Source organism: Desulfurellaceae bacterium (assembly GCA_021296095.1).
Taxonomy (GTDB): domain Bacteria; phylum Desulfobacterota; class Binatia; order Bin18; family Bin18; genus JAAXHF01.
The window spans coordinates 24,227-30,749 of record JAGWBB010000038.1 but is presented as its reverse complement, the minus strand read 5'-3'; the positions used below and the strand labels follow the sequence as shown (position 1 = coordinate 30,749).

Here is a 6,523-nt window from a genome sequence, read left to right as displayed (position 1 = left end):
GATGCCGCCCTGTACCTGCAAGAGCGGGGGGCGGATCTGATCGACATCAACATGGGCTGTCCGGTCGAGAAGGTGGTCAAAATCGGGGCTGGGGCGGCCATGCTCAAAGATCCGCAGCGCACCGCCAGGTTTGTCCAGACCATCACCAGGGCGGTCCGCATTCCGGTCACGGTCAAAACGCGCCTGGGCTGGGACGCAACGCGACGCGACGCGACTATTGTGGCGCCGCTGCTGGAGGATGCCGGTGTGGCGGCGCTGACCATTCACGGCCGGACCCGGGCCGGGGCGTTTGGTGGCAGCGTTGACGTGGCCGGCATCCGGGCGGTGGTGGAGTCGGTCCGCTCCATCCCGGTATTCGGCAACGGTGATATCTGTGATGCGCAAACGGCCAGGCGCATGCTCGACGAAACGGGCTGTGCCGGGCTGGTCGTTGGTCGGGCCGCGTTGGCCGACCCGTGGATCTTCCACCGTATCCGGGCCGGTCTGAACGCTGTCCCGCCGCCCGCGCCCAGCCTCGAAGAGCGGGTGGCCTTCATGACCCGCCATTTTCTACGCAGTGTCGAGCAGCGTGGAGAAAAGCTGGCGTGTCTCCAGTTTCGGAAGGTGATCGACTACTACGCCCGGTCTTTTGGGCCGTGTAAGCCCCTGCGTCTGGCGATGAAGGAGCTGCGCAGCGTCGAACACTACCACGACCTGGTGGGCCGTTTCCTGGCTTTTCGGCACCGGTCCGACAACGCTGAAGCGGCAGCTCCGGATCTGGCGGCCGCCGGCTAGGCGGAGGTGACGCGCGGATGTCTGGAAGAGGAAACGTGTCCTCCGCACCAGAGGAACCGGTTGGCACGTTTCCTGTTTCTGTGCTGCTGGTCCTGCTGGTTCTGGTGCTCATGCCGTGTCCGGCTCAGTCCAACACGCCGGTTCCGGGCGTGGGCCGGTCGGCCGCCCAGCCTGCGGCTCACGCCTACTGGGATGTGCGCGTTCAACTCAGCCTGACCGCGGTGCGGCCGGGCACCCATATCAGCATGCTGCTGCCGCTGTCTGACGGCCGGCAGAGCATTGTCTCGCGACGGACCTACACGCCCGGCGTCCGCTACTGGGAGGAGACCGACGCGGTCAATCTGTGGGGGCATTGGCGGGTCGCGGACACGCCGCCCGCACCGCGCCGGATTCGCTACGCCTATACCGTCCAGATCGCCGAGGTGCGGACCGCGCTGCCCCAACACGCGTTTCCGTTTCAGACGGTCGCCGCCGAGGCGCTGCCCTATCTGGCCGCGTCTGAGATGATCCAGAGCGACATGCCCCAGATTCAGCAGCGGGCCTGGCAGGCCGTCCAGCACGCCGGGCGTCTCGACCGGGCACTGGAGGCCCTGTACGGCTACGTCGCCGGCTTTGCCGCTGCACGCCCCGGCGACACGGCCAGCGACGCCTTGGCCGTGCTGAGCGCCGAACGGGGCGGCCGGGCGGGCAAGGCGCGCGCGCTGGTGGCCGTGCTGCGGGCGGTCGGCATTCCGGCCCGGATGGTCGGTGGAATCCGGCTTGGCGATGAAAGAGGAAACGTGTCCTCCACACCCCATGAACCGGTTGATACGTTTCCTCTTCTCAGGCGGACGCGCACGACGATGTATTGGGCCGAGGCCTTTGTCGGCCGCAGCTGGGTCCCGCTGGACCCGGCCGGCGGCTATTTGGGCTGGTTGCCGAATACCTATCTGGCGCTGTATCGCAACGATCTGCCGCTGTTGGGCCACACCCGTCAGGTGTCGGTGGACTATAGCTTCGTCATTCGACGCCTTAGCCCGAGTGCCGCCCTGGACATCGACGCCACGCCCCGACCGGATGATACCGAGAGCCACGAGCATTTCTGGGCGGCCAGTGCCACTGTTGACCGTTCCCGGGCCTCGGCAGTGCTGATTCATGGCGGCCAGCTGTCGGACCACCAACTCCAGCTGCTGTTGGACCGAGCCCGGGCAGCCGGGATCAACGCCTCGGTCTTCAGCACCCAGGCTGGCTCGCGCGCCTCTCGCCAGGCCAGCCTGGACGCCGTGTTCGAGGCCAAACGGGCACTCCTGGCCGAGGCCGACCTGGTCCTGCTCAGTACCCGTGACGCGGCCGGGCTGTACGCTCTGCTCAGCCTGAAAGGCAATCGTGATAGCCACACGATATCCAAAAGAGATCACGATCGCCTTTTGGCCGGCACACGGCTGGTCATCGCCAGCGGCGTGGCCCGACCGGTCGGCCACGTCTTTGTGGCGCTGATCGAGCGGGTGCTCGGCCCGGTTTCGGTAACGCTGCTGCCCTACCAACCCGACCCCGGCCCGGCCTGGGCGACCAGCTTGGCCGGTCTGACACGCCTCCAAAGAGGGAACGTGTCCTCCACGCCCATGAATCCGTTGACACGTTCCCTCTTTCACGTCCCGTCCCAGGACAGCGAGTTGGGCTGGTGGCGCACCAGGGTGGTCGGTGCGTGGCACTACGCCATTGGGACCGGGGTCTCGCTGCCGGCCCTGAACGCCATCCTGGTCCTGCCCGTCATCGCCTTTTTTCTGGTTATCGGGCGTAACCTGATCGGTTTGGAAACCTTTGGCTTTTTTGCCCCTATGCTGCTCGCCCTGGCCTTTCTGAGCACCGGTCTGGGCTGGGGACTGCTGATCTTCGGCACCATCATCGGTATCGGCGGCGTCCTGCGGATGACCCTGCAGGGCTTGCGCCTGCATCTGGTCGCCCGGGTGGCCATTCTGATTGCGGTCGTGGCGCTGAGCATGGCCGGACTGAGCCTGGTCGGTGCGCGGCTGGGCATCGGGGCGCTGCTCCAGGTCGGGATTTTTCCGACGGTCATTATCGCCAATATGATCGAGAATTTCAGCAATACCCAGCTGGAGCGCGGCACCCGGGAGGCCTTGCGGCTGAGCGCCAATACCCTGCTGGTAGCCCTCGTGTCGTACGGCTGTATTGAGAACACCGATCTGAGGCCGCTGCTGTTGGCCTTTCCCGAGCTGCTGGTCGGGATCATCGGGCTGGAGCTGGTGATCGGCTGCTGGCGCGGCATGCGGCTGATCGAATATGTGCGTTTTACCCGCGTGCTGCGCCAGGCCGCAGCCGCTGACCAGAGATAGAGCCTCATGTTGCCGCTGCTGCGTCGCGTGTCCCGGCAGTTCCTGGGTCTGAACCGGCGCGACCGCGATCTGGTCGCCCGTTACAACCCGCGCCGCCTGGCCCACGACACCATCCACAAGCTGCACACCAAGACCCTGCTGCGCGCGCGCGACATTCCGGTCGCCGAGACCCTGGCGGTGTACCGCTTCCCGCACGAACTCAGGCGCTTTGTCCAGGATGCGGCCGACTGGACGGATTTTGTGATCAAGCCTGCCCAGGGCACGGGTGGCGGCGGGGTGATCGTCGTTGCCGGCCGTGAGGCCGAGGCTTTTCTGAGCCTGGGGGGCCAGACGCTCAGGCCGCGCACCCTGGAGAACCATCTGTCCGATATCCTGAACGGCGTCTACTCGCTCAACCATCGCTACGACGAGGCCTTTGTCGAGCGCCGCTTGCAAGCCCACCCGACGCTGGCCCGGCTCAGCTTCCAGGGCTTGCCCGACATCCGGATCCTCGTGTTTCAGGGCATCCCCCTGATGGCCATGCTGCGCCTGGCAACCCGTCGCTCCGAGGGTCGGGCCAACCTGGACAACGGCGGACTCGGGGTTGGCATTGATCTGGTCAGTGGGCGGACGACCGGAGCCATGGCCAGACGACGCTGGGTGACCGAGCACCCTGATACCGGGCTGGGGCTGAGCGGAGTCCGGGTGCCCGAGTGGAAGGAACTGGTGCGCCTGGCAACCCGTTGCGCCGACGCCACCGACATCAAATATCTGGGCGTTGACGTGGTGCTCGATGCCGACCTTGGCCCGTGCGTGTTGGAGCTGAACGCCCGGCCCGGCCTGCTCATCCAGCTCGCCAACCGGCGCGGCCTGCGCCCCTTGATCGAGGCGGTGGAACGGCGCGCCCCCCGGAATCTATCGGTGGCCGAGCGGGTCGCTTTTGGCCAAGCCCTGTACGCCGCCCAAGGCTGACCGCCGAATTGCGTTCCTGTGTCTGATGGTCTACGGAGATTGAAGGAGATTGCAATGGGTGCAACACACGTCACCGTGATCATCCGAAACCCGGCCGAGCCGGACAGAAGCTGGGAAGGACTTTTTCTGGTTGATACCGGTGCTGCCGATTCCCTCGTCCCCAGACCGCACCTGGAAGCCATCGGTCTCAAACCCAAAGGTCAGCGGGTGTATGAACTGGCCGATGGGCGGGAGATCAAGATGGATATCGCGACCGCAGACATCGAATTCATGGGGGAGATTGTCGGCGGGACGATTCTGTTCGGGGAAGCGAACGTGGAGCCACTGCTCGGCGTCACCGCCTTGGGATCGGTAGGTATTGAAGTCGATCCGACCAGCCAGCGCCTCAAACGACTCCCCGCCGTCCGTCTCAAGAGCTTTCGGAGCCATGAACGCGTGTAGGGAAGTCCGATGATTACATCCGTTCGCCTGAAAAACTTCAAGAATTTTGCCGACGAGACCTTGCGCGTCGGTCCGTTCACAATTCTCGTGGGCGCCAACGCCAGCGGCAAGAGCAACATCCGCGACGCCTTCCGCTTCCTGAGTGGCATCGGACGCGGCTACACCCTGGCGGAGATTCTGGGCGGGAAATACGGTGTTGGCGGTCAGATCGAATGGGAGACGATCCGTGGCGCGATGAAGGAGATTATCCGGTTCGGGCACTCCTCGTTTCTCCTTGAAGTTGAATTGACGGAACTGGTGGATGTGACGGGCTTCGAGTTTCCCGTCGATCCCAGCGGCCGTGTCCATCTCACGCTGTGCGAGGCGAATGGCAGAAAGGTGCCGGCCTATAGCGCCTCGGACGGCACGCTGCGCTTTCTCGCCATGCTCACCGTGCTGCTCGGCGAGAACCCATCGGGCCTGTATTTCTTCGAGGAGATTGACACCGGCATTCACCCAGCACGACAGTGGCTTTTGCTCGAACTCATCGAAAAGCAAGCTGCGAAACGTGGCCTTCAGGTCGTCACGACCACCCATTCGCCCGCCCTGTTGACCTTTGTCAACGACAGCACGTTTGAGCACTTGTCCGTCGTCTGTCGTCTCGAAGACTCGCAGGATGCCATCATCCGCCCGGTCGCCGAACTGCCCAACGCCAAGGAGCTACGGACATCCAAAGGGGGGTTGGGACGCCTCCTTGCCGAAGGCTGGATGGAGACTGCGCTCGCCTTTACCGAAGACTACGACGAAGCGGAGGACGAAAGGAGCATCTACGATGGCGAATGGAGGGCAGAACACAATTCCATTGGAGAAGGTTGTCCAACGCGACCCTGAAGTCCACAGCGGTGCTCTGGTGTTCAGCGGCACGCGAGTCCCGGTGGACAACCTGGTGGGCTATCTCAAAGGGGGACACTCCATCGAGGAATTTCTCCAGGATTATCCCACGGTCGAGCGCTGGCAGCTGGAGTCCTATCTCGATCTTTCTTGCCAAGGATTGGATTACTTGAGAGCGCGGAATGCAAGTGCTTCTTGACGAGGATATTCCGATCCGACTCAGGCTTTACTTCCAACCTGAAGTTGAGGTCGAAACGGTAGAGTATCGTGGCTGGAAAGGTCTCAAGAACGGTGCTTTGCTACGTGCCGCCCAAGAATATTTCGATGTTCTTGTAACGATGGACAACCACCTTCCGGACCAACAACCACCCCAACAGTTCGATATAGCCGTTGCAATCTTGCGTGCCCCCAGCAAGACGCTCGATGATTTGGTGGCGCTGGTGCCCGAAATCGAGCGATTGATGGCCGAAATCCGGCCTGGAGAGGCAGTGCGGATATATCCGCCTGCATAGGCATTCTCTGCAAAGGAGACGACCATGGAAAACGATGCTCGACCCCCGGTGGCGATTGGTCACGTCAGCCTGCGGGTGACCGACGTGCCCCAGGCCAGCGCGTATTTTGTCAGCCTGGGCATGCGTATGATTCATCAGACGCCGACCTTCTGCGTGCTGGAGCTGCGGGGCGGCACCCACCTGGTGCTGCGTGTGGCAGAGGACCCCATTCCCAGCCGCACCAAGGCACCCTTTGACCTCATGGTGGACGATGTGCTCGCGACCCGCCGCCAGTACGCCGAGGCCGGCTTCAAGCCCTCCGAGATCGAAACCGGTACGGTCCACCGCTGGTTCACCGTGCTGGGGCCGGACGAGTACGAACTCACGATCACCTCGTCGCACGCCGGCAAGCGGGCGGTGTAGGGCGGGTCTGAAGCTCGGCGGGCGACCGCTTCCGGGCAGCCCTTCTCACAGGTGCGGACGATCTCTTGACACAGGGTCGTTCTGCGGCCATAGTATGCGTCAACTTTACGCAAACTCCTGGGGAGGGACTATGCACCCGATCTACGGCGGGGAAAAGACCCCGCAAGAACTGTACGACCACCTATCGCAGCTCGACAGCGGCTACACGCCCGAGGCGTGTGCCGAGTATGCCGAGTGGAT

The 6,523-nt window shown here is 63.7% G+C and carries 8 protein-coding genes; all 8 read left to right on the top strand.

What is annotated here, in order from left to right; translation table 11 throughout:
- On the top strand, window positions 1-774 hold a 774-nt coding region (locus tag J4F42_11245), incomplete at its 5' end, for a tRNA-dihydrouridine synthase (GenBank protein ID MCE2486079.1).
- A gap of 35 nt (window positions 775-809) precedes the next feature.
- On the top strand, window positions 810-3,107 hold the full coding sequence (locus J4F42_11240; protein ID MCE2486078.1) for a hypothetical protein: 2,298 nt from the start codon (window positions 810-812) through the stop codon (window positions 3,105-3,107).
- Window positions 3,108-3,113: 6 nt separating this feature from the next.
- The gene (locus tag J4F42_11235) at window positions 3,114-4,058 is read left to right on the top strand and encodes a hypothetical protein (GenBank protein MCE2486077.1); all 945 of its coding nucleotides are present in this window, start codon (window positions 3,114-3,116) and stop codon (window positions 4,056-4,058) included.
- A gap of 54 nt (window positions 4,059-4,112) precedes the next feature.
- The gene (locus J4F42_11230) at window positions 4,113-4,499 is read left to right on the top strand and encodes a clan AA aspartic protease (protein MCE2486076.1); all 387 of its coding nucleotides are present in this window, start codon (window positions 4,113-4,115) and stop codon (window positions 4,497-4,499) included.
- A 9-nt stretch (window positions 4,500-4,508) separates the two neighbouring features.
- Window positions 4,509-5,369: an AAA family ATPase gene (locus J4F42_11225; GenBank protein ID MCE2486075.1), complete on the top strand. Its 861-nt coding sequence runs from the start codon at window positions 4,509-4,511 to the stop codon at window positions 5,367-5,369.
- Complete coding sequence (locus tag J4F42_11220) at window positions 5,341-5,568, top strand: DUF433 domain-containing protein (protein ID MCE2486074.1); 228 nt, start codon at window positions 5,341-5,343, stop codon at window positions 5,566-5,568. The genes J4F42_11225 and J4F42_11220 overlap by 29 nt, the downstream gene beginning before the upstream one ends.
- Window positions 5,552-5,881 (top strand): hypothetical protein, encoded by a 330-nt coding sequence (locus J4F42_11215; GenBank protein ID MCE2486073.1) that lies wholly within the window; start codon window positions 5,552-5,554, stop codon window positions 5,879-5,881. Before J4F42_11220 ends, J4F42_11215 begins: the two co-directional genes overlap by 17 nt.
- A gap of 24 nt (window positions 5,882-5,905) precedes the next feature.
- Window positions 5,906-6,283 (top strand): VOC family protein, encoded by a 378-nt coding sequence (locus J4F42_11210; GenBank protein ID MCE2486072.1) that lies wholly within the window; start codon window positions 5,906-5,908, stop codon window positions 6,281-6,283.
- Window positions 6,284-6,523: the final 240 nt, after the last annotated feature.